At 70.6% G+C, this 17,579-nt stretch carries 19 protein-coding genes; 7 read left to right on the top strand and 12 right to left on the bottom strand.

The window, feature by feature from the left end:
* Positions 1 to 100: 100 nt before the first annotated feature.
* Both RSP45_RS13150 and pyk read right to left on the bottom strand, forming a co-directional pair.
* Positions 101 to 325: a hypothetical protein gene (locus RSP45_RS13150; RefSeq protein WP_073067106.1), complete on the bottom strand. Its 225-nt coding sequence runs from the start codon at positions 323 to 325 to the stop codon at positions 101 to 103.
* 37 nt (positions 326 to 362) lie between these two features.
* On the bottom strand, positions 363 to 1,811 hold the full coding sequence (pyk, locus tag RSP45_RS13145) for a pyruvate kinase (protein WP_415392264.1): 1,449 nt from the start codon (positions 1,809 to 1,811) through the stop codon (positions 363 to 365).
* Positions 1,812 to 1,927: 116 nt separating this feature from the next.
* Here pyk and RSP45_RS13140 point away from each other — a divergent pair, with 116 nt between their 5' ends.
* Entirely contained in the window at positions 1,928 to 2,692 is a 765-nt protein-coding gene (locus RSP45_RS13140; RefSeq protein WP_415392263.1) for an N-formylglutamate amidohydrolase, read from the top strand.
* Between the two features lie 122 nt (positions 2,693 to 2,814).
* On the opposite strand, the gene RSP45_RS13135 is transcribed toward RSP45_RS13140, so the two are convergent.
* The 7 genes from RSP45_RS13135 to ruvC form a co-directional block, all read right to left on the bottom strand.
* Complete coding sequence (locus RSP45_RS13135) at positions 2,815 to 5,010, bottom strand: primosomal protein N' (protein ID WP_415392262.1); 2,196 nt, start codon at positions 5,008 to 5,010, stop codon at positions 2,815 to 2,817.
* A gap of 38 nt (positions 5,011 to 5,048) precedes the next feature.
* Positions 5,049 to 5,204 (bottom strand): hypothetical protein, encoded by a 156-nt coding sequence (locus tag RSP45_RS13130; protein ID WP_415392261.1) that lies wholly within the window; start codon positions 5,202 to 5,204, stop codon positions 5,049 to 5,051.
* 192 nt (positions 5,205 to 5,396) lie between these two features.
* Positions 5,397 to 5,774 (bottom strand): PaaI family thioesterase, encoded by a 378-nt coding sequence (locus RSP45_RS13125; RefSeq protein WP_415394068.1) that lies wholly within the window; start codon positions 5,772 to 5,774, stop codon positions 5,397 to 5,399.
* Between the two features lie 113 nt (positions 5,775 to 5,887).
* A complete protein-coding gene (gene ruvB / locus RSP45_RS13120) occupies positions 5,888 to 6,934 on the bottom strand; it encodes a Holliday junction branch migration DNA helicase RuvB (protein WP_415392260.1) in 1,047 nt (348 codons plus the stop codon).
* The gene (locus RSP45_RS13115; protein WP_415392259.1) at positions 6,931 to 7,797 is read right to left on the bottom strand and encodes a M48 family metalloprotease; all 867 of its coding nucleotides are present in this window, start codon (positions 7,795 to 7,797) and stop codon (positions 6,931 to 6,933) included. The genes ruvB and RSP45_RS13115 overlap by 4 nt, the downstream gene beginning before the upstream one ends.
* A gap of 25 nt (positions 7,798 to 7,822) precedes the next feature.
* On the bottom strand, positions 7,823 to 8,524 hold the full coding sequence (gene ruvA / locus RSP45_RS13110) for a Holliday junction branch migration protein RuvA (RefSeq protein WP_415392258.1): 702 nt from the start codon (positions 8,522 to 8,524) through the stop codon (positions 7,823 to 7,825).
* Positions 8,521 to 9,015: a crossover junction endodeoxyribonuclease RuvC gene (gene ruvC / locus RSP45_RS13105; protein ID WP_415392257.1), complete on the bottom strand. Its 495-nt coding sequence runs from the start codon at positions 9,013 to 9,015 to the stop codon at positions 8,521 to 8,523. Before ruvC ends, ruvA begins: the two co-directional genes overlap by 4 nt.
* 250 nt (positions 9,016 to 9,265) lie before the next feature.
* Here ruvC and RSP45_RS13100 point away from each other — a divergent pair, with 250 nt between their 5' ends.
* Genes RSP45_RS13100 through RSP45_RS13075 form a run of 6 tightly spaced genes read left to right on the top strand, consistent with a single transcriptional unit; the run spans position 9,266 to position 15,157 of the window.
* Positions 9,266 to 12,088 (top strand): monovalent cation/H+ antiporter subunit A, encoded by a 2,823-nt coding sequence (locus RSP45_RS13100; RefSeq protein ID WP_415392256.1) that lies wholly within the window; start codon positions 9,266 to 9,268, stop codon positions 12,086 to 12,088.
* A 13-nt stretch (positions 12,089 to 12,101) separates the two neighbouring features.
* Positions 12,102 to 12,449 (top strand): Na+/H+ antiporter subunit C, encoded by a 348-nt coding sequence (locus tag RSP45_RS13095; RefSeq protein WP_415392255.1) that lies wholly within the window; start codon positions 12,102 to 12,104, stop codon positions 12,447 to 12,449.
* Positions 12,446 to 13,996, top strand: coding sequence for a monovalent cation/H+ antiporter subunit D (locus RSP45_RS13090; RefSeq protein ID WP_415392254.1), 1,551 nt, complete (start codon positions 12,446 to 12,448; stop codon positions 13,994 to 13,996). The genes RSP45_RS13095 and RSP45_RS13090 overlap by 4 nt, the downstream gene beginning before the upstream one ends.
* Positions 13,993 to 14,484: a Na+/H+ antiporter subunit E gene (locus tag RSP45_RS13085; RefSeq protein ID WP_415392253.1), complete on the top strand. Its 492-nt coding sequence runs from the start codon at positions 13,993 to 13,995 to the stop codon at positions 14,482 to 14,484. The genes RSP45_RS13090 and RSP45_RS13085 overlap by 4 nt, the downstream gene beginning before the upstream one ends.
* Before the next feature lie 2 nt (positions 14,485 to 14,486).
* Complete coding sequence (locus RSP45_RS13080; protein WP_415394067.1) at positions 14,487 to 14,756, top strand: K+/H+ antiporter subunit F; 270 nt, start codon at positions 14,487 to 14,489, stop codon at positions 14,754 to 14,756.
* Positions 14,753 to 15,157, top strand: a complete 405-nt coding sequence (locus tag RSP45_RS13075) for a Na+/H+ antiporter subunit G (RefSeq protein WP_415392252.1) — start codon at positions 14,753 to 14,755, stop codon at positions 15,155 to 15,157. Before RSP45_RS13080 ends, RSP45_RS13075 begins: the two co-directional genes overlap by 4 nt.
* 60 nt (positions 15,158 to 15,217) lie before the next feature.
* Here the strand turns inward: RSP45_RS13075 and RSP45_RS13070 are convergent, their stop codons facing one another.
* From RSP45_RS13070 to fsa, 3 genes are read right to left on the bottom strand one after another with little or no spacing between them, the layout of a single operon-like run.
* Complete coding sequence (locus tag RSP45_RS13070) at positions 15,218 to 16,153, bottom strand: tyrosine recombinase XerC (RefSeq protein WP_415392251.1); 936 nt, start codon at positions 16,151 to 16,153, stop codon at positions 15,218 to 15,220.
* Entirely contained in the window at positions 16,150 to 16,839 is a 690-nt protein-coding gene (locus RSP45_RS13065; protein ID WP_324331560.1) for a DUF484 family protein, read from the bottom strand. Before RSP45_RS13065 ends, RSP45_RS13070 begins: the two co-directional genes overlap by 4 nt.
* Positions 16,836 to 17,492 (bottom strand): fructose-6-phosphate aldolase, encoded by a 657-nt coding sequence (gene fsa, locus RSP45_RS13060; protein ID WP_415392250.1) that lies wholly within the window; start codon positions 17,490 to 17,492, stop codon positions 16,836 to 16,838. The genes RSP45_RS13065 and fsa overlap by 4 nt, the downstream gene beginning before the upstream one ends.
* Between the last annotated feature and the right edge of the window lie 87 nt (positions 17,493 to 17,579).

Genomic DNA, 17,579 nt, shown 5'->3' with positions numbered 1-17,579 from the left:
AGTGAGCGCGCGACTCGGCAATGCCTTACCGGCCGGCCGCGCGGAGTCTTGAAGCGCGCCTGATAGCGGCGCGCCGGCGGATTGGCAAGGGCGGAACCGCCTACAGCCGGATTTCACCGCTCAGCAGCCGCTGCCAGGCCAGGCCCAGGTCCTGCACGCGGAAGGGCGTCGGTTCAAGCCAGGCGCCGGCGAACAGCGCGGCCACCCCGATCACGAAGGCGATGGCGGCGCCGCGCGGCGGTTCGGTCCGCGCCAGCGAGGCGATGGCCAGCACGACCGACAGCGCCATCAGCACGGTGCCCAGAAGGATAAGAAGATCGGACATGCTCGCTCGCTTGCTTGGGGTCCCGGATGCGGGGGCTTTAGTCCGTGTCGCTGCCCGAAAGCAACCTTTCGCCGCAGGAAGCGACGCGCAGGATGTTGGTCGATCCCGCAGTGTTGAACGGAACGCCGGCGATCACGATCACCTTGCGGGTGACGTCGGCGAACTCGAAATGCTGGGCAGCGGTGACCGCATTGTCCACCGCCTGCTTGAAACGCTCCAGCGCCGGGGTCAGCACGCAATGCGCCCCCCAGACCAGCGCCATACGCCGCAGCACCGGCAACTCGGAGCTCATCGCCATGATCGGCACCTTGGGGCGTTCGCGCGCCACCAGCCGCACCGTGGTCGAGGACTGGGTATAGGCGCAGATCACCGCGATATCGGTGGTCTCGGCGATCTCGCGCGCCGCCACGGCCATCGAATCGGCGACGCTGGTGCGGTTGGCGGTCCCGCGCGAGGCGTCGATCACGTCGCGATAGACCGGATCCACCTCGACCGAGCGGGCGACGCTGTCCATCGTCTGCACCGCCTCGACCGGATAACGGCCGGCGGCCGATTCGGCCGACAGCATGATGGCATCGGCGCCCTCATAGATGGCGGTAGCGACGTCGCTGACTTCGGCGCGGGTGGGCATCGGGCTTTCGATCATCGATTCCAGCATCTGGGTGGCGACGATCACCGGCTTGGCCGCCTGCCGGCAGGCCCGCACCAGCCGCTTCTGGATCGGGGGGACCGAGTGCACCGGCAGTTCCACCCCCAGATCGCCGCGGGCGACCATGATCCCGTCCGAGACGGCGAGGATCTCGGCAAAGGCATCGACGGCGGCGGGTTTCTCGATCTTGGACAGGATCGCGGCGCGGCCGCGGACCAGATCGCGGGCCTCGGCCACATCCTCGGGGCGCTGGACGAAGGACAGCGCGATCCAGTCCACCCCCAGCTCGCAGGCGAACTCCAGATCGGCGCGGTCCTTGTCGGACAGCGCCGCCAGCGGCAGCACCACGTCGGGCACGTTCACGCCCTTGCGGTTGGAAATCGTGCCGCCGGTGGTCACCACGCAATCGGCGAAATCCTCGCCGCAATCCTCGACCCGCAGGCGGATCTTGCCGTCGTTGACCAGCAGCCGCGATCCGGGCTTCAGCGCCGCAAAGATCTCCCGGTGCGGCAGCTGCACCCGCTCCGGCCCGCCCGGCGCCGGGTCGAGGTCGAAGCGGAAGCGGTCGCCCTCGTTCAGCTCATGCGCGCCGGCGGCAAAGACGCCCACCCGCAGCTTGGGCCCCTGCAGGTCGGCCAGAACCCCGATGGGGCGGCCGGTCTCAGCCTCGATCCGGCGGATCATCTCATAGCGGGCGCGCTGCTCGGACTGCTCGCCATGGCTCATGTTCAGGCGGAACACGTCGGCGCCCGCGTCGAACAGGGCGCGGATGGTGTCGAGGTCGTTCGACGACGGCCCCAGAGTCGCCACGATCTTGACATTGCGATGACGTCTCATCCCGGTTCCTTCCTGCAAGTTGCGGGCAAGCCGCGCTGTTTGCGCTATCACTACCCCCCCGCAGCGGGACGGGCAACTGGCGGCGGACGTGGCCGCGGGGTATATGGAGCCGCACCATGAGCCCGCACGTCCCCTGTCCCGCCGACCCCGCCGCCTTTACCACCGAGGGCGAGGATCGCCCCTCGCGCTGGCTGGTCACCTGCGACCATGCCACCAACCGGGTGCCGGGGTGGGTGAACGGCGGCGATCTGGGCATCGCAGCGGCGGACATGGCGCGCCACATCGCCTTCGACGTGGGCGCACGGGGGCTGGCCTCGGCGCTGGCGGCGCGGCTGGGGGCGCCGATGATCGCCTCGGATTTCTCGCGGCTGGTGATCGACCCGAACCGGGGCGAGGACGACCCGACGCTGCTGATGCGGCTTTACGACGGCACGGTGATCCCGGCGAACCGCCATGCGGATGCAGCGGAACGCGAGCGGCGGCTGGACCGGCTCTACCGCCCCTATCACCGCGAACTGGCGCGCCTGGCAGCGGCGCATCCGGCCCGCGCGATCTGCGCGATCCACAGCTTCACCCCGCAGCTGCGCGGGCGGCCGCCGCGGCCGTGGCTGGTCGGCATCCTCTATTCCCACCGCGATGAGCGGCTGGGCCCGGCGATGGTGCGGGCCTGCCGGGCGCAGGGCTGGGTCACCGGCGACAACCAGCCCTACAGCGGCCATCTGCAAGGCGATTCGATCGACACCCACGCGCTGGCCCACGGCCGCCCGAACCTGCTGATCGAGGTCCGAAACGACCTGATCCGCACGCCCGAGGCACAAGGGGAATGGGCCGGGCATCTGGCCCCGGTGCTGGAACGGGTGCTTTCCGACAGTGGCCTCTGACGCGGGGCGCTGCCCCGCAACCCGGGGTATTTCCACCAGAAAGAAGACCGGAGGCTGCTTCTTTCTGGCCTAAATACCCATCCGGCAGCACCATCCGGCGATCAGGGCGCACTCGGGGCGCGTCAGAGAAAGCTCTGCGGATCGATGTCCACCGCCAGCCGCAGATTGGCGGGCGCTTTCGGCGCGGTGGCCAGCCAGCGGGCGATGGCGGATTGCAGCGGCGCCTGGCGGGGGGCGCGGATCAGCATCCGCACCCGGAACCGCGCCCGCACCCGCGCGATGGGGGCGGGCGTGGGACCGAACAGCTCGGCCCCGATCTCTGCCAAGGGTGCGGCGCGGCGGGCGAGTTCCTGCGCGTAGCCCTCGACCACCGACTGTTCAGGGTGCGACAGGATGATCCCCGCCAGCCGCGAAAACGGCGGCATCCCGGCGGCGCGGCGCGATTCGGCCTCGGCGTCCCAGAACGCCTCGTCGTCGCCCGACAGGATCGCGCGGATCACCGGGTGTTCGGGCTGGTGCGTCTGCAGCAGCGCCAACCCCGGGCGGTCGCCCGCCTGCCGCCCGGCCCGCCCCGCCACCTGTCGCATCAGTTGAAACGACCGTTCCGCCGCGCGCAGGTCCGCGCCTTGCAGCCCCAGGTCGGCGTCGATCACCCCGACCAGCGTCAGTGCCGGAAAATTGTGCCCCTTGGCGACGATCTGGGTGCCGATGATGATGTCGGCACCCCCCGCGGCGATGGTGGCGATGGTATCCTTCAGCGCCCGGGCCGAGCCGTAGAGGTCCGAGGACAGCACCACCGCGCGCGCGTCGGGAAAGCGGGCGGAGACCTCTTCGGCCAGCCGCTCGACCCCCGGGCCGATGGCGGCCAGCTTGCCCTCGGCCCCGCAGGCGGGGCAGGCGGTGGGGATGGGACGCGAGGCGCCGCATTGGTGGCAGACCAGCCGCCGCTGGAAACGGTGTTCCACCATCCGCGCGTCGCAATCGTCGCAGCCGATCTGATGGCCGCAGCCGCGGCAGGTGGTCACCGGCGCGTAGCCGCGGCGGTTCAGAAACAGCAGCGACTGTTCGCCGCGGCCCAGCCGCTCGGTCACCGCCGCGGCGAGCGTCGGGGAAATCCACTGTCCCGGGGCCATCTGCTCGCGCCGCAGGTCGATGGCGCGCATGTCGGGCAGCTCGGCCTCGCCGTAGCGGGCGCGCAGGTCCAGCCGGTGGTACTTGCCGCTGGCTGCGTTCACCCAGCTTTCGACCGAGGGCGTGGCCGAGGCCAGCACCACCTGCGCGCCCTCGATGCTGGCGCGCAGCACCGCCATGTCGCGGGCGCTGTAATGGACGGTCTCGTCCTGCTTGTAGGAGCCGTCGTGTTCCTCATCCACCACGATCAGGCCGAGGTCGCGGAAGGGCAGGAACAGCGCCGAGCGGGCGCCGACGACCAGCCCGACCTCGCCGCGCCCGGCCATGTGCCACAGGCGGCGGCGTTCGCTGCGGGTGATGCCGCTGTGCCATTCGCCGGGGCGGGCGCCGAAGCGGGCCTCGACCCGGTCCAGGAACTCGGCCGACAGCGCGATTTCCGGCAGCAGCACCAGCGCCTGCCGTCCCAGCCGCAGGCATTCGGCGACGGCCTCGAGGTAAACCTCGGTCTTGCCCGAGCCGGTGACCCCGCGCAGCAGCGTCGTGGCATAGCCGCCGCCGCGCAGCCCCCCGCGCAGCGTCTCGGCCGCCGCCGACTGGTCGGGGGCCAGCGGCTTTCCCGGAAGCGCGGGGTCGAGCCGCGGATAGGGCGCGTCCTTGGGCGCCATGGTTTCCACCAGCGTGCCGGCGGCAACCAGCCCCTTGACCACCGACACCCCCACCCCCGCCAGCTGCGCCAGTTCCGAGGGCGCGAACCCCGCCCCCCCGTGGTCGTTCAGCACCCGCAGCACCGCGGCGCGGGCGTCGGTCATCCGCACGGGCGGCGGGCCGGCACGGTGGATCACCCGGCGCGCGGCCGGCGGCTGGTCCAGATCCGGCGCCCGCAGCGCCATGCGCAGCATCACCGGCAGCGGTGTCAGCGTGTAGTCGGCGGCGCGCTGGATGAACTCGAGCATCGCCGGGGACAGCGGCGCGGCCTCGACCAGCCGCGCGATTGGGCGCAGCTTGGCCGCGTCGAACCCGCCCTCTCCCTTCCCCCAGACCACGCCCAGCACCCGGCGCGGGCCCAGCGGCGCCACCACCGGCTGGCCCAGCGCCACGCCGCCCTGAGGGGAGAGATAGTCGAGCAGCCCCACCGGCTCGGTCGTCAGCACGCCGATGCGGGCGCCTTGGGGGAAATGGGTGGCCATGCGGGTCCTGTCGCCCGGCCGCGGCCGGGCGTCAACGGTCAGATCTGCGACAGGAAAGACCGCTTGACCACGAAGATCGTCACCGCGATGCCGATCACCGCGGGAACCATGGCGCCTTCGGAAAACGCCCAGACGGTCAGGCCGATCGCCACCGCCGTTGCGAGCAGACGCAGGGACAGGGGCCAGTCGGACATGGTCGCCTCCTTTTGCCGGGCTTGCTTCCAGCCTGCACCGGGAGGGGGGTGAAAGGCAAGCCATGCGCCCGGCGCGGGGTGGAAAGCGGGGCTCTGCCCCGCACCCCGGGATATTCGGGGCAAGATGAAAGAGGCGGGCCGGAGCGAGGGCGAGCCATCAGGCGTCAGGCGTCAGCCGTCAGCCGTCAGCCGTCAGCCGTCGACCGGGACCATGGTTCCCAGCAACGTGGCAACGTGCTTGCGGCCGCCGGAATGGGCGGCGCCCTCGGCGAAGACGTCGGCCGCGACGGTGACGATGCGGCGGCCGGGGCGCAGGACGCGGCCCTCGGCGACCAGCCGCTCACCCACGGCGGGCGAGAGCAGGTGGATCTTCATTTCGGCAGTAACGACCTCGGCGCCCTCGGGCAGGGTGGTCAGCGCCGCGTAACCCGCAGCGGTGTCGCCGATGGCAAAGCTGACCGCGGCATGGGCAAAGCCCTGCTGCTGCAGCACATGCGGCGCGATCGGGGCGGCGATGCGGGTGCGGCCGGGGCCGATGTCTTCCAGCGTCGCGCCCAGCGTCTGCATCATGGTCTGGCGCGCGAAGCTGTCGCGCAGGCGGCGCTCGATCGCCTCGGGGGCGCGGTCGGGTGCCTCGCCCAGCCCCTGCCCCTGCCCCTGACCCGTTCCCGGCGTCGCGTCATTCATTCGAACAATCCTCCCTGCGTGCTGTCCTGCGGGCGCGGCGCATCCAGCCCCAGATGCCGCCAGCCCGCTTGCCCCAGCATCCGGCCACGCGGAGTCCGCTGAATCAAGCCCTGTTGCAGCAGATAGGGCTCGATCACCTCTTCGATGGCATCGCGGCTTTCGGACAGCGCTGCGGAAAGGGTTTCCACGCCGACCGGGCCGCCGCCGTAATGCTGTGCCATCAGCGTCAGATAGCGCCGGTCGGCGCCGTCCAGCCCCAGATCATCCACCCCCAGCCGGGTCAGCGCCATGTCGGCCAGCTCGCGGGTCAGCCGGCCGTCGCCCTCGACCAGCGCGAAATCGACCACCCGGCGCAGCAGCCGCCCGGCGATCCGCGGCGTCCCGCGGGCGCGGCGCGCGATCTCGCGCGTGCCGGCCGGCTCGGCCGCGACCCCCATCAGCCGCGCGCCGCGGGCGACGATCAGGTCAAGCTCGTCCACGGTATAGAACTGCAGCCGCGTCGGGATGCCGAAACGGTCGCGCAGCGGGGTGGTCAGCAGCCCCAGCCGAGTGGTGGCGCCGACCAGGGTAAAGGGCTGCAGCTCGATCCGGACGGTGCGCGCGGCCGGCCCCTCGCCGATCACCAGGTCCAGCTCGAAATCCTCCATCGCCGGGTAAAGGATTTCCTCGACCGCCGGGTTCATGCGGTGGATCTCGTCGATGAACAGCACGTCGCGGGATTCGAGGTTGGTCAGGATCGCGGCCAGATCACCGGCCCGCGCCAGCACCGGCCCCGAGGTCATGCGGAAGTTTACCCCCAGTTCGCGCGCCATGATCTGCGCCAGCGTGGTCTTGCCCAGCCCCGGGGGGCCGTGGAACAGCGTGTGGTCCATCGCCTGCCCGCGCATCCTGGCGCTGTCGATGAAGACGCGCAGGTTGGCGCGGGCCTCGGCCTGGCCGACGAATTCTTCCAGCCGCTGCGGGCGCAGGGCGCGGTCTTCGGGCTCGCCCTCGATCGCCTCGCCGCGCAGGGCGGGGTCGGGGGTGGTCGCGGCGGGGATCATGCGCGCGGCACCCGCGGGATGCGGCTGCCGGCAGGCTGCATCTGCGCCAGAAGGTCGATGCGTTCCTGCGTCGACGGGTGGGTGGCAAACAGCCGGTCCATGCGCATCGCCCCCAGCGGGTTGATGATGAACAGCGCGGCCGAGGCCGGATTGCGTTCGGCCGGGATGTTCACCGTGCGCCCGGCGGCATTGGCGATCTTGGCCAGCGCCGAGGCCAGCGCCATCGGGTTGCCGCTGATCTCGGCCCCCGAGCGGTCGGCGACATATTCGCGCGAGCGCGAGATCGCCAGCTGCACCAGCGTCGCCGCCAAGGGCGCCAGGAACATCGCCAGCAGCGCCCCCAGCGCGCCGCCCTGCCGTTCCCGGTTGCCCATGAACAGCATCATGTTGCCCAGCATGGCGATCGCGCCCGCCATGGTCGCGGTCACCGTCATGGTCAGCGTGTCGCGGTGGCGGATATGGGCCAGCTCATGCGCGATCACGCCGGCCAGTTCGTCGCGGTCCAGGATACGCAGCAGCCCCTGCGTCACCGCCACGGCTGCGTGCTGCGGGTCGCGGCCGGTGGCAAAGGCGTTGGGCTGGTCGGTCGCCAGCACATAGACCGCCGGCATCGGCAGCCCGGCGCGGTCGGCCAACTGGCGCACCAAGGCTACCAGCTCGGGCGCCTGCGCCTCGGTCACCGGGGTGGCGCCGTGCTGGCGCAGCACCGCCTTGTCGCTGTTCCACCATGCCCAGACGTTGCCGGCCCCCGCGACCAGCAGCGCCAGGATCGCGCCGCCCTGCCCGCCGATCAGCCAGCCCATCCCCATCAGCAGCGCCGTCATCGCCGCCATCAGCAGGAATGTCCGCAGATTGCCCGTCATCTTGCCGCCCCCGATCCTCGCCTGCCTATTCCTTCGGCGCCAGCAGCCGCAGCGCCGCGCGGATCAGCGAGGGCGTGGCCGCGCCGGGATCCAGCGCCGCGGCCTGCGCCACCGCCGCCGCCGCCTCGGAGGCAGCATAGCCGAGATTGGTCAGCGCCGACAGCGCATCCGCCATCGCCGCCGCCGAGACCGCCGGCGCCGCCGCCGGGGGCTGCGCGGCCGGGGCGGCCGCGGCGGCGGGGGCGGGCTCGACGCCCGGCCCCGCCGCAATCTCTGCCCCGCCGGCGCCCGCGTCCACGGTCAGCGCGCCGCCCATGGCGATGATGCCGGGGGCCTTGTCCTTCAGTTCCAGCACCACCCGCTGCGCCAGTTTCGGCCCGACGCCGGGGGATTTGCGCACCGCTGCCCAGTCGCCCAGCGCGATGGCGCGGCCCAGCCCCTCGGGGCCCAGCGTACCCAGGATCGCCAGCGAGACCTTGGCCCCGATCCCCTGCACACTGGTCAGCAGCCGGTGCCATTCCTTTTCCAGCAGCGACGAAAAGCCGAACAGCTGCAGCAGATCCTCGCGCACCAGCAGCTCGGTATACAGCGCCGCCGCCTGGCCCACCGGGGGCAGCGCCGCCGCGGTGCGTTCGTTGACATGGACGATATAGCCCACGCCGCGCACGTCGATCAGCACATGGTCGGGGGCGCGGTGCAGGATCACCCCGGCGATACGGCCGATCATGCCACCACCTTGATGCGCAGGCTGCGGCCCTGCAGGTGGCGGGCGTGGCAGATGGCGATGGCCAGCGCGTCGGCGGCGTCGGGGCCGGCGATCTCGACCCCCGGCAGCTGAAAGCGCACCATATGCTCCACCTGTCCCTTTTGCGCGTGGCCGACCCCGACCACGGTCTTTTTCACCGCGTTGGGGGCGTATTCCCCGACCTTCAGCCCCGCCTGCGCCGGGGCCAGCAGCGCCACCCCGCGCGCCTGCCCCAGCTTCAGCGTGCCCACCGCGTCCTTGTTGACGAAGGTCTGTTCCACCGCCGCCGCCTCGGGTGAATGCGCCGCGATCACCGCGACCAACCCGGCGTGCAGCTCGCACAGCCGCGCGGCAAGGCTGTCCGCGCGCGAGCGGATGATCCCGTTCGCCACATGCCGCAGGCGCGAGCCGTCGGCGACGATCACCCCCCAGCCCGTGTTGACCAGCCCGGGGTCGATGCCCAGGATTCTCATGCGCCCATCCTCATGCGCAGCAGCCTTTCCTGTGCGGCGCGGCTCCTGCCCAAAGCCCCGGCGCGACCCCGTGCCGCGCCCTTGGGATCGAGTTGCCGCAAAGCCCTGCCGGGTCCGCCCTCATGCCTGCTGCCTTGTGTTGCGTTTTTCCAAGCCGCTAGCACGAAACGCGAACATCGGCCAGCAATTTCGCCCGTGCGCTTGACATTCACCACACAGGTCTGTGACTCACGCCCGAAACGGGGGAACAATGACGCCAGCCTTGATCGTCGCGCTGCCGTTCCTGGGGGCAGCGCTGCCGGGTTTGATGGTCCGGACCAGCCGCAACGCGGCCGCCCTCGCCTGCGGCACTTTCACCCTGCTGGCGCTGCTGGGGCTGATCGTCAACATCCCCGCGGTGCTGGCCGGAGAGGTGGTGGCCACCCGCATCCCGTGGATGTCCCAGATCGGGCTGGATGCGGATTTCATGCTGGACGGGCTGGGGCTGCTGTTCGGGATCCTGATCCTGGGGATCGGGCTGCTGATCATCCTCTATGCGCGGTTCTACCTGTCGCAGGCCGACGCGGCGGGGCCGTTCTTCACCTATCTGATGCTGTTCCAGGGCGCGATGACCGGCATCGTGCTGTCCGACAACATCCTGATGCTGCTGGTGTTCTGGGAACTGACCTCGCTGTCCTCGTTCCTGCTGATCGGTTTCTGGAAGCACCTGCCCGAGGGGCGGCAGGGCGCGCGCATGGCGCTGAACGTGACCGCGATGGGGGGGCTGGCGATGATCGCGGGCGGCCTGATGCTGGGGCAGGTCGCGGGCAGCTATCGCCTGTCCGACATCATCGCGCAGCGCGAGGCGATCCAGTCCTCGGCGCTCTACCTGCCGGCGCTGTTGCTGATCCTGCTGGGCGCCTTCACCAAATCGGCGCAATTCCCGTTCCATTTCTGGCTGCCGCGCGCCATGGCGGCGCCGACGCCGGTCAGCGCCTATCTGCACTCGGCCACCATGGTGAAGGCCGGGATCTTCCTGATGGCGCGGCTGTGGCCGGCGCTGGCGGGCACGCCCGAGTGGTTCGGCATCGTCGCCACCGTCGGGCTGGTCACCATGCTGATCGGCGGCGTGATTGCGCTGTTCCAGGACGACCTCAAGGGGCTGCTGGCCTATTCCACCGTCAGCCACCTGGGGCTGATCACCATGCTGCTGGGCTTCGGGACCGAGGCCGCGACCACCGCCGCCATGTTCCACATCATCGCCCACGCCAGCTTCAAGGCGGCGCTGTTCATGGGCGCGGGCATCATCGACCACGCCGCGCATACGCGGTCGATCCGGCGGCTGGGGGGGCTGCGCACGCTGATGCCGCTGACCTTCGGGCTGGTGCTGATCGCCTCGCTGTCGATGGCGGGGATCCCGCCCTTCAACGGCTTCCTGTCCAAGGAGATGATGCTGGAACAGGCCGGCCGCGCCGATGTGCTGTTCGGGGCGGTGGCGACGCTGGCCTCGGTGTTTTCGGTCGCCTATTCGCTGCGGCTGGTGGCGCATGTATTCCTGGGGCCCGTGCGCAGCGACTATCCCACCGCGCCGCACGACCCCGGCGCGGGGCTGTGGCTGGGGCCGGCGCTGCTGGTCGCGGTGGTGATCCTTAGCGGGCTGTTCCCGAACACCATGCTGGGCTGGATCGTCACCCCGGCGGCCTCGGCCGTCACCGCGCAGGCACTGCACCCGCATTTCGCGCTGTGGCACGGCGTGAACCCGGCGCTGCTGATGTCGGCGCTGGCCGTCGCCGGGGGCGCGGCGCTGCTGCTGCTGTGGCAGCCCGCCGACAGGCTGCGGAGGGTCCTGCCGCGTATCGACGCCAAGGCGATGTTCGACGCCATCGTCGGCGCGGCCGAGCGTCTGGCCGGCGCCTTCACCGACGGGTTTTCCAACGGCTCGATGTCGCGGGCACTGGCCGCGCAGCTGCTGCTGGCGCTGATCTGCGGGCTGGCCGCCTGGCACAGCGGGCTGGCAGGCCCTGCCGCGCGCCCGATGCTGCCGGTCACGCCGGTGGCGCTGGTCGGCTGGGTGATGATGCTGGTCGGCATCGGCACGCTGGTGGCGCTGCACCGCCGCCGCATCCTGGCGCTGGTGCTGGTCGGGATCGTGGGGCTGATCGTCTCGGTCACCTTCGTCTATTTCTCGGCCCCCGACCTCGCGCTGACCCAGATCTCGGTCGAGGTGGTCACGGTGATCCTGCTGCTGCTGGCGCTGAACTTCCTGCCCAAGCGGACGGTGCTGGATACCTCGGACCTCAAGCGCGGCAGCGACGCCTTTGTCGCGGCGCTGGCGGGGCTGGGGGTCGGCGGGCTGGCCTTCGCCATCATGCGCCGCGATTTCGCATTCCCGTCGATTTCCGGCTACATGGTGGAAAACAGCTACAAGCTGGGCGGCGGTGACAACGTGGTCAACGTGATCCTGGTCGATTTCCGCGGCTACGACACCTATGGCGAGATCACCGTGCTGGGCATCGCCGCCCTGACCATCTTTGCCCTGACCGAGACACTGCTGGGCGGGCGCGGCGCGCGCCGGCTGCACCAATGGGTGCGCGACATGCGCCGCGCCGGCGACCGCCACCCGCTGATGCTGGGGGTGGCAACGCGGGCGCTGCTGCCGCTGACGCTGGTGGTCGGGCTCTACATCTTCCTGCGCGGGCACAACGCCCCGGGCGGGGGCTTCGTCGCCGGGCTGATCGTGTCGGTGGCGCTGGTGATGCACTACATGGCCTCGGGCTTCGCCTGGGCGATGCAGCGCCAGTCGATCCCCTATCACGCGCTGATCGCGCTGGGGGTGCTGGCGGCCGGTGTCACCGGCGCAGGCGCATGGTTCGCGGGACAGCCGTTCCTGACCTCGGCCTTCGGCTACGTGCATCTGCCGGGGATCGAGCCGATCGAGCTGGCCACCGCCATGGGCTTCGACACCGGGGTGTTCCTGTGCGTGGTGGGCGCGGTGATGCTGGCGCTCAATTCGCTCAGCCGGATCGCGCGCGAGGCGGGGCGGGACCATGCCGCCGCCGATGCCGCCGCGCCCATTCCAGCAACCCAAGCGTAAGGAGGCCGACAGGATGGAGTTCCTCATCGCCTCGGCCATCGGCAGCCTGACCGCGGCCGGAGTCTATCTGTCGCTGCGCAAGCGCAGCTTTGCCGTCGTGCTGGGCATGACGCTGCTGACCTATGCCACCAACCTGTTCCTGTTCGTCACCGGCCGGCTGGTGATCGACCAGCCGCCGGTGCTGCGTGACGGCGTCACCGCCTATACCGACCCGCTGCCGCAGGCGCTGGTGCTGACCGCCATCGTGATTTCCTTCGGCATGACCGCGGTGGTGGTGATGATGGCGCTTGGCAGCTTCATCGAGGGCGGCGACGACCGCATCGACCTGCCCCGCCGCGACCGCGAGGGGCCAAGCGCATGAACCACTGGCTTGTCGTCCCCGTGGTGCTGCCGGCCTTTGCCGGGCCGCTGATCGTGCTGGCGATGCGGCACGATCTGGTGCTGCAACGGGTGTTTTCCACCGCCGCCACCGCCGCGCAGCTGTTGCTGGCACTGTGGCTGCTGCTGCAATCCATGGGCGGAGAGATCCAGGTCTATCGCCTGGGCAACTGGGCCGCGCCCTTCGGCATCGTGCTGATGCTGGACCGGCTGGCGGCGCTGATGCTGGTGCTGGCCGGGGTGCTGGGGCTGGTAATCCAGCTTTACGCCATCGGTTCCGGCTGGGACCGGCGCGGGCGGCATTTCCATTCGCTGTGGCAGTTCCAGCTGATGGGGATCAACGGCGCCTTCCTGACCGGCGACGCCTTCAACCTGTTCGTGCTGTTCGAGATCCTGCTGATCGCCAGCTACGGGCTGATGATCCACGCGGGCGGAGAGCTGCGGCTGCGCGCCGGCGTGCAGTATGTGGTCTACAACCTGCTGGGATCGTCGCTGTTCCTGGCGGCGCTGGGGACGCTTTATGCCGTCACCGGCACGCTGAACATGGCCGACATGGCCGCCAGGATCGCCCTGCTTCCGGCCGAGGATACCGCCTTGCTGCGGGTGGGCGCGGTACTGCTGATGCTGGTGTTCGCGGTCAAGGCGGCGCTGGTGCCGCTGCATTTCTGGCTGCCGGCCACCTATGCGCGGGCGCCGGGGCCGGTGGCGGCGCTGTTCGCGATCATGACCAAGGTCGGCATCTACGGGATCATCCGCTTTTTCACGCTGGTCTTCCCCTCGGACGACGCGCTGATGCGGCTTGCCGCCGACATCCTGTTGCCGGCGGCGCTGGTCACGCTGATCGTGGGCCAGCTGGGGGTGCTGGGCGCGCGCCACATGGGGCGGATGACCGCCTTCGCCGCGCTGGGGTCGGTGGGGACGGTGATGGTGGCGGTGGCGCAGTTCCAGCCGGCCGGGCTGGCGGCGGGGATCTGGTATCTGGTGCATTCGACGCTGGCCACCGCGGCGCTGTTCCTGGCGGTGGACCTGATCGGCACCCGCCGGCAGGGCGGCAGCCTCTGGCTGCGCCCGGCGCCGCCCATCGTGCAGGCGGGCATCGTCGCCGCGATCTATTTCGCCGCCGCCATCGCCATGGCCGGGCTGCCGCCGCTGTCGGGGTTCCTGGGCAAGCTGGCGGTGCTGCAATCCGTGCGCGAGGGCGACCTGACGGCGCTGATCTGGACGGTGATCCTGGTCACCTCGCTGTTCGGGATCGTGGGGCTGACGCGGGCCGGCTCGATTGTGTTCTGGAAGGCGCATGAGGACGGCACCCCCGCCCCCCACCCCGCCGAAGAGCCGCAGCCGGATGCGCCCGGCTTCCCCTCGGCCGCGCTGGCGCTGACCTCGGTCGGGGCGCTGATTGCCGCGATGGTGGTGCTGACCGTGCTGGCCGGGCCGATGATGCGGTTCGCGCAAGACACCGCCGCGCAGCTGAGCGACCCGCAGCCCTATATCGAGGCCGTCCTTGAACGGCAGGAGGGGGTGAAATGATCCGCCGCATCCTTCCGCATCCGCTGCTGTCGCTGTTCGTGGCGCTGATCTGGATGCTGCTGGTCAACCGCTTCGCCTGGGGCTCGCTGCTGTTCGCGCTGGCGCTGGGGGTGATCATCCCCATCGTCACCGCAAGCTACTGGCCCGACCGCGCCCGCATCCGCAATCCCTTGGCGATCGCGGGCTATGTCGCGATCGTCCTGCACGACATCATCAAGGCCAATATCGACGTGGCGAAAATCGTGCTGTTCAAGCCCTCGCGCGATCTGCAGCCGGCCTGGCTGGTGGTGCCGCTTGAGATCACCACCCCCGAGGCCATCGCCGTCCTGATGGGCACCATCACCCTGACCCCCGGCACCGTCAGCTGCGACCTGGCCGAGGACGGCAGCGCGCTGCTGGTCCACGCGCTGCACTGCCCCGATCCGGCCAGCAGCATCGACGAGATGAAGACCCGCTACGAGGCCCGCCTGAAGGAGATCTTCCTGTGAGCATCCTCAACCTGGCGCTGCTGTTCGCCTTTGGCTGCTTTTCGCTGGCGCAGCTTCTGTGCCTGTACCGGGTGGTGCGGGCCACCGGCTTTTCCGACCGAGTGCTGGCGCTGGACACCATGGCGATCAACATGATCGCGCTGCTGACGCTGTTCGGCATCCAGCGCGGCGCGCAGGTGTATTTCGAGGCCTCGATGCTGTTCGCCATGGTCGGATTCATCTCGACCGTCGCCTTTGCCAAGTTCATCCTGCGCGGGGACATCATCGAATGAGCATCCTCGGCGAAATCCTGATCGCGGCGCTGCTGGTGTCGGGCGGCGTCTTCGGGCTGGTCGGCGCCTGGGGGCTGGTGCGGCTGCCCGACATGATGACGCGGCTGCACGGGCCGACCAAGGCGGCGACGCTGGGGGTGGGGTCGGTGCTGATCGCCTCGATGCTGCATTTCTGGCTGCACCACGGGGTGCTCAGCTGGCACGAGCTGCTGATCACCATTTTCGTGCTGATCACCTCGCCCATTACCGGGCTGTTCATCGCCAAGGCGCATATGCACCTGTCCTGGCAGCGGGGCGAGCTGCCACGCCCGCCCTCGGGGGTGGAGTGGTGCACCTATGGCAGGGGCGCGGAGAACAGCCCCATCGTGACCGTGGACGGGCCGGAGAAACCCTGCGAGTGACGGGCGGCGGCACTGTGTCTGCGCATCTTCGGGCGCGGAGCCGCTTTCCCTGAAAACGCTTCAGCGCCGCGGATGCGCGGCGCGGTGCACGGCCAGCAGATGCGCGTCATCGACGCCGGTATAGACCTGCGTGGTGGACAGGCTGGCGTGGCCCAGCAGCTGCTGGATGGTGCGCAGATCGCCCCCCGCGGCCAGCAGATGCGTGGCGAAACTGTGGCGCAGCGCGTGGGGGGTGGCAGTCTCCGGCAGCCCCAACGACTGCCGCAGCCGGGCCATGGCCCCCGCCACCGCCCCCGGGTTCAGCCGCCCGCCACGCACACCCCGGAACAGCGGCCCATCCGCCGCCAGCGGCCAGGGGCAGAGCCGCAGATATTCCGCCACCGCCTCGCGGGCCACGGGCAGGACCGGCACGATCCGCTCCCGCCCGCCCTTGCCGCGGATCAGCAGCGATTCGCCCAGCGGCCAGTCGGCGCCATCCAGCGCCAGCGCCTCGCCGATGCGCAGCCCCAGCCCGTAAAGCAGCGTCAGCACCGCCACGTCGCGGGCGGCGACCCAGGGGGTGGGGTGCTGCGCACCCGCCAGGTCCAGCACGGCGCGGGCCTGTTCGGGGGCGATGGGGCGGGGCAGGCTGCGAAGGTAGCGCGGGCTGCGGGTGGACAGCGCCCGGCTGGCGTCGAAGCCCTCGCGGTCGCTCAGCCAGCGCAGGAAGCTGCGCACCGCCGACAGCCGCCGGGCCAGGCTGCGCGCCGACAGGCCGCGCCGGCGTTCCTCGGCGGCAAAGCCGCGCAGGTCGGTCTGGGTCAGCCCGGCCAGCGTGCGGGGCAGCGCCGGCGTGCCGTGGTAGAAGCCCAGAAACCCCAGAAATGCCAGCAGATCGGCCTGATAGGCGGTGATCGTGTGTTCGGACCGCCCGCGCAGCGCGCGTTCGCTGTCCAGCCAGCGCGCCAGCGCGTCGGCCATCGCAGGGGCCAGCGCCAGCGGCCCCTGCCCGTTCATTCCCGCAGCCAGCCGATCAGCACCAGCCGCAGCACCTGCGCAAAGAACCGCAGCAGGTCGGTGGCCTGTGCCGGGGAAAACCGCGACGGGTCCAGCGAGCCCATCACCAACAGCGCCGGCCGCGTGTCGGGGCCGAGGTCCAGCGGCAGCAGCGCCTCGGACGCGACCTCGGTGCCGTGGATGCCGCGGGTTTCGGCGCTGGCGCGGCGCAGCACGATGTCGTCGCCGCGCGGGGCCTTGCGCCCGGCGGCGATGATCCGCCCGACGCTGCCCGCGGGCACCACCACCAGCGGCCCGCCGTCGCCGGCCACCGGCGCCGATTCGGCCGATTCCATCACCAGCCGCAGCGTCTCGACCCGCAGCACCGGGGCCACGTCGGTTTCCAGCGCTTCGAGGAAGCTGGCGAAGTCCACCGGCTCCAGCAGCGACAGCACCGCGCGGTGGATGGTCTGCGTCCCCGCCTGGTTTTCGTAGGCGGCCGAGATCACGCTTTCATGCGCCGATTCCAGCCGGTCGAGGCGATGTTCCAGCGCCTCCATCGCGCGGCCGCGGATGTCGATGACATTCTCGCCCAGTTCGGCCTCGCGCGCCGCGACCAGCGCCCGCATCAGGTCGCGGTCCGACAGGATCAGCGCCGGGTCGGCCAGCAGCCGCGCGCGGGTGGCGTCGTCCAGCGGGTCGGTCATGCGCCGATCTTCTGGCCGGTCTTGGCCCAATCGGCGTTGAACAGGTCCAGCCCCTTGTCGGTCAGCACATGGCTGGCCATCGCCTTGATGACCGAGGGCGGGGCAGTGATCACATCGGCGCCGACGCGGGCGCATTCGATCACATGGTTGATCGAACGGATCGAGGCCGCCAGCAGGTTGGTTTCATAGCCGTAGTTGTCATAGATCTGGCGGATGTCGGCGATCAGCTCCATCCCGTCCAGGCCGATGTCGTCCAGCCGGCCGATGAAGGGGCTGATGAAGGTGGCGCCGGCCTTGGCGGCCAGGATCGCCTGCGCGGGCGAGAAGCACAGGGTCACGTTGACCATGTGGCCGTCGTCGGTCAGCGCCTTGCAGGCTTTCAGCCCGTCCCAGGTCAGCGGCACCTTGACGGTGACGTTGGGGGCGATCTCGGCCAGGTGCTTGCCCTCGCGGATCATCCCCGCGGCGTCCGAGGCGACGACCTCGGCCGAGACCGGGCCGGGGACCAGGTCGCAGATCTCGCGGGTGACCTCGGCGATGTCGCGGCCGGACTTGAGGATCAGCGAGGGGTTGGTCGTCACCCCGTCCACCATGCCCAGTTCGTGCAATTCGCGGATCGCGGCGATGTCGGCGGTGTCGACGAAGAATCTCATGGGGGCACCTGTGCTGGCCGGAAGGGTTGGCAGGGGTTTATCGCAGAAGCGGCCGGGCGGGAAGGGCGGCGGCCGGCGGGTTCGGGC

Source organism: Paracoccus sp. SJTW-4, assembly GCF_047716885.1.
In the GTDB taxonomy this organism is placed as follows: domain Bacteria; phylum Pseudomonadota; class Alphaproteobacteria; order Rhodobacterales; family Rhodobacteraceae; genus Paracoccus; species Paracoccus solventivorans.
This window is presented reverse-complemented; position numbering and strand designations above follow the sequence as displayed.

What these genes read in the sequence shown, in the direction of transcription:
- ruvB (WP_415392260.1), bottom strand. Translation starts at nt 6,934, where the DNA reads ATGATCCCCGCCGCGACCACCCCCGACCCCGCCCTGCGCGGCGAGGCG.
- RSP45_RS13150 (WP_073067106.1), bottom strand. Translation starts at nt 325, where the DNA reads ATGTCCGATCTTCTTATCCTTCTGGGCACCGTGCTGATGGCGCTGTCG.
- pyk (WP_415392264.1), bottom strand. Translation starts at nt 1,811, where the DNA reads ATGAGACGTCATCGCAATGTCAAGATCGTGGCGACTCTGGGGCCGTCG.
- RSP45_RS13140 (WP_415392263.1), top strand. Translation starts at nt 1,928, where the DNA reads ATGAGCCCGCACGTCCCCTGTCCCGCCGACCCCGCCGCCTTTACCACC.
- RSP45_RS13100 (WP_415392256.1), top strand. Translation starts at nt 9,266, where the DNA reads ATGACGCCAGCCTTGATCGTCGCGCTGCCGTTCCTGGGGGCAGCGCTG.
- RSP45_RS13135 (WP_415392262.1), bottom strand. Translation starts at nt 5,010, where the DNA reads ATGGCCACCCATTTCCCCCAAGGCGCCCGCATCGGCGTGCTGACGACC.
- RSP45_RS13125 (WP_415394068.1), bottom strand. Translation starts at nt 5,774, where the DNA reads ATGATGCAGACGCTGGGCGCGACGCTGGAAGACATCGGCCCCGGCCGC.
- RSP45_RS13065 (WP_324331560.1), bottom strand. Translation starts at nt 16,839, where the DNA reads ATGACCGACCCGCTGGACGACGCCACCCGCGCGCGGCTGCTGGCCGAC.
- RSP45_RS13090 (WP_415392254.1), top strand. Translation starts at nt 12,446, where the DNA reads ATGAACCACTGGCTTGTCGTCCCCGTGGTGCTGCCGGCCTTTGCCGGG.
- RSP45_RS13115 (WP_415392259.1), bottom strand. Translation starts at nt 7,797, where the DNA reads ATGACGGGCAATCTGCGGACATTCCTGCTGATGGCGGCGATGACGGCG.
- RSP45_RS13070 (WP_415392251.1), bottom strand. Translation starts at nt 16,153, where the DNA reads ATGAACGGGCAGGGGCCGCTGGCGCTGGCCCCTGCGATGGCCGACGCG.
- RSP45_RS13085 (WP_415392253.1), top strand. Translation starts at nt 13,993, where the DNA reads ATGATCCGCCGCATCCTTCCGCATCCGCTGCTGTCGCTGTTCGTGGCG.
- ruvA (WP_415392258.1), bottom strand. Translation starts at nt 8,524, where the DNA reads ATGATCGGCCGTATCGCCGGGGTGATCCTGCACCGCGCCCCCGACCAT.
- RSP45_RS13075 (WP_415392252.1), top strand. Translation starts at nt 14,753, where the DNA reads ATGAGCATCCTCGGCGAAATCCTGATCGCGGCGCTGCTGGTGTCGGGC.
- RSP45_RS13095 (WP_415392255.1), top strand. Translation starts at nt 12,102, where the DNA reads ATGGAGTTCCTCATCGCCTCGGCCATCGGCAGCCTGACCGCGGCCGGA.
- ruvC (WP_415392257.1), bottom strand. Translation starts at nt 9,015, where the DNA reads ATGAGAATCCTGGGCATCGACCCCGGGCTGGTCAACACGGGCTGGGGG.
- RSP45_RS13130 (WP_415392261.1), bottom strand. Translation starts at nt 5,204, where the DNA reads ATGTCCGACTGGCCCCTGTCCCTGCGTCTGCTCGCAACGGCGGTGGCG.
- fsa (WP_415392250.1), bottom strand. Translation starts at nt 17,492, where the DNA reads ATGAGATTCTTCGTCGACACCGCCGACATCGCCGCGATCCGCGAATTG.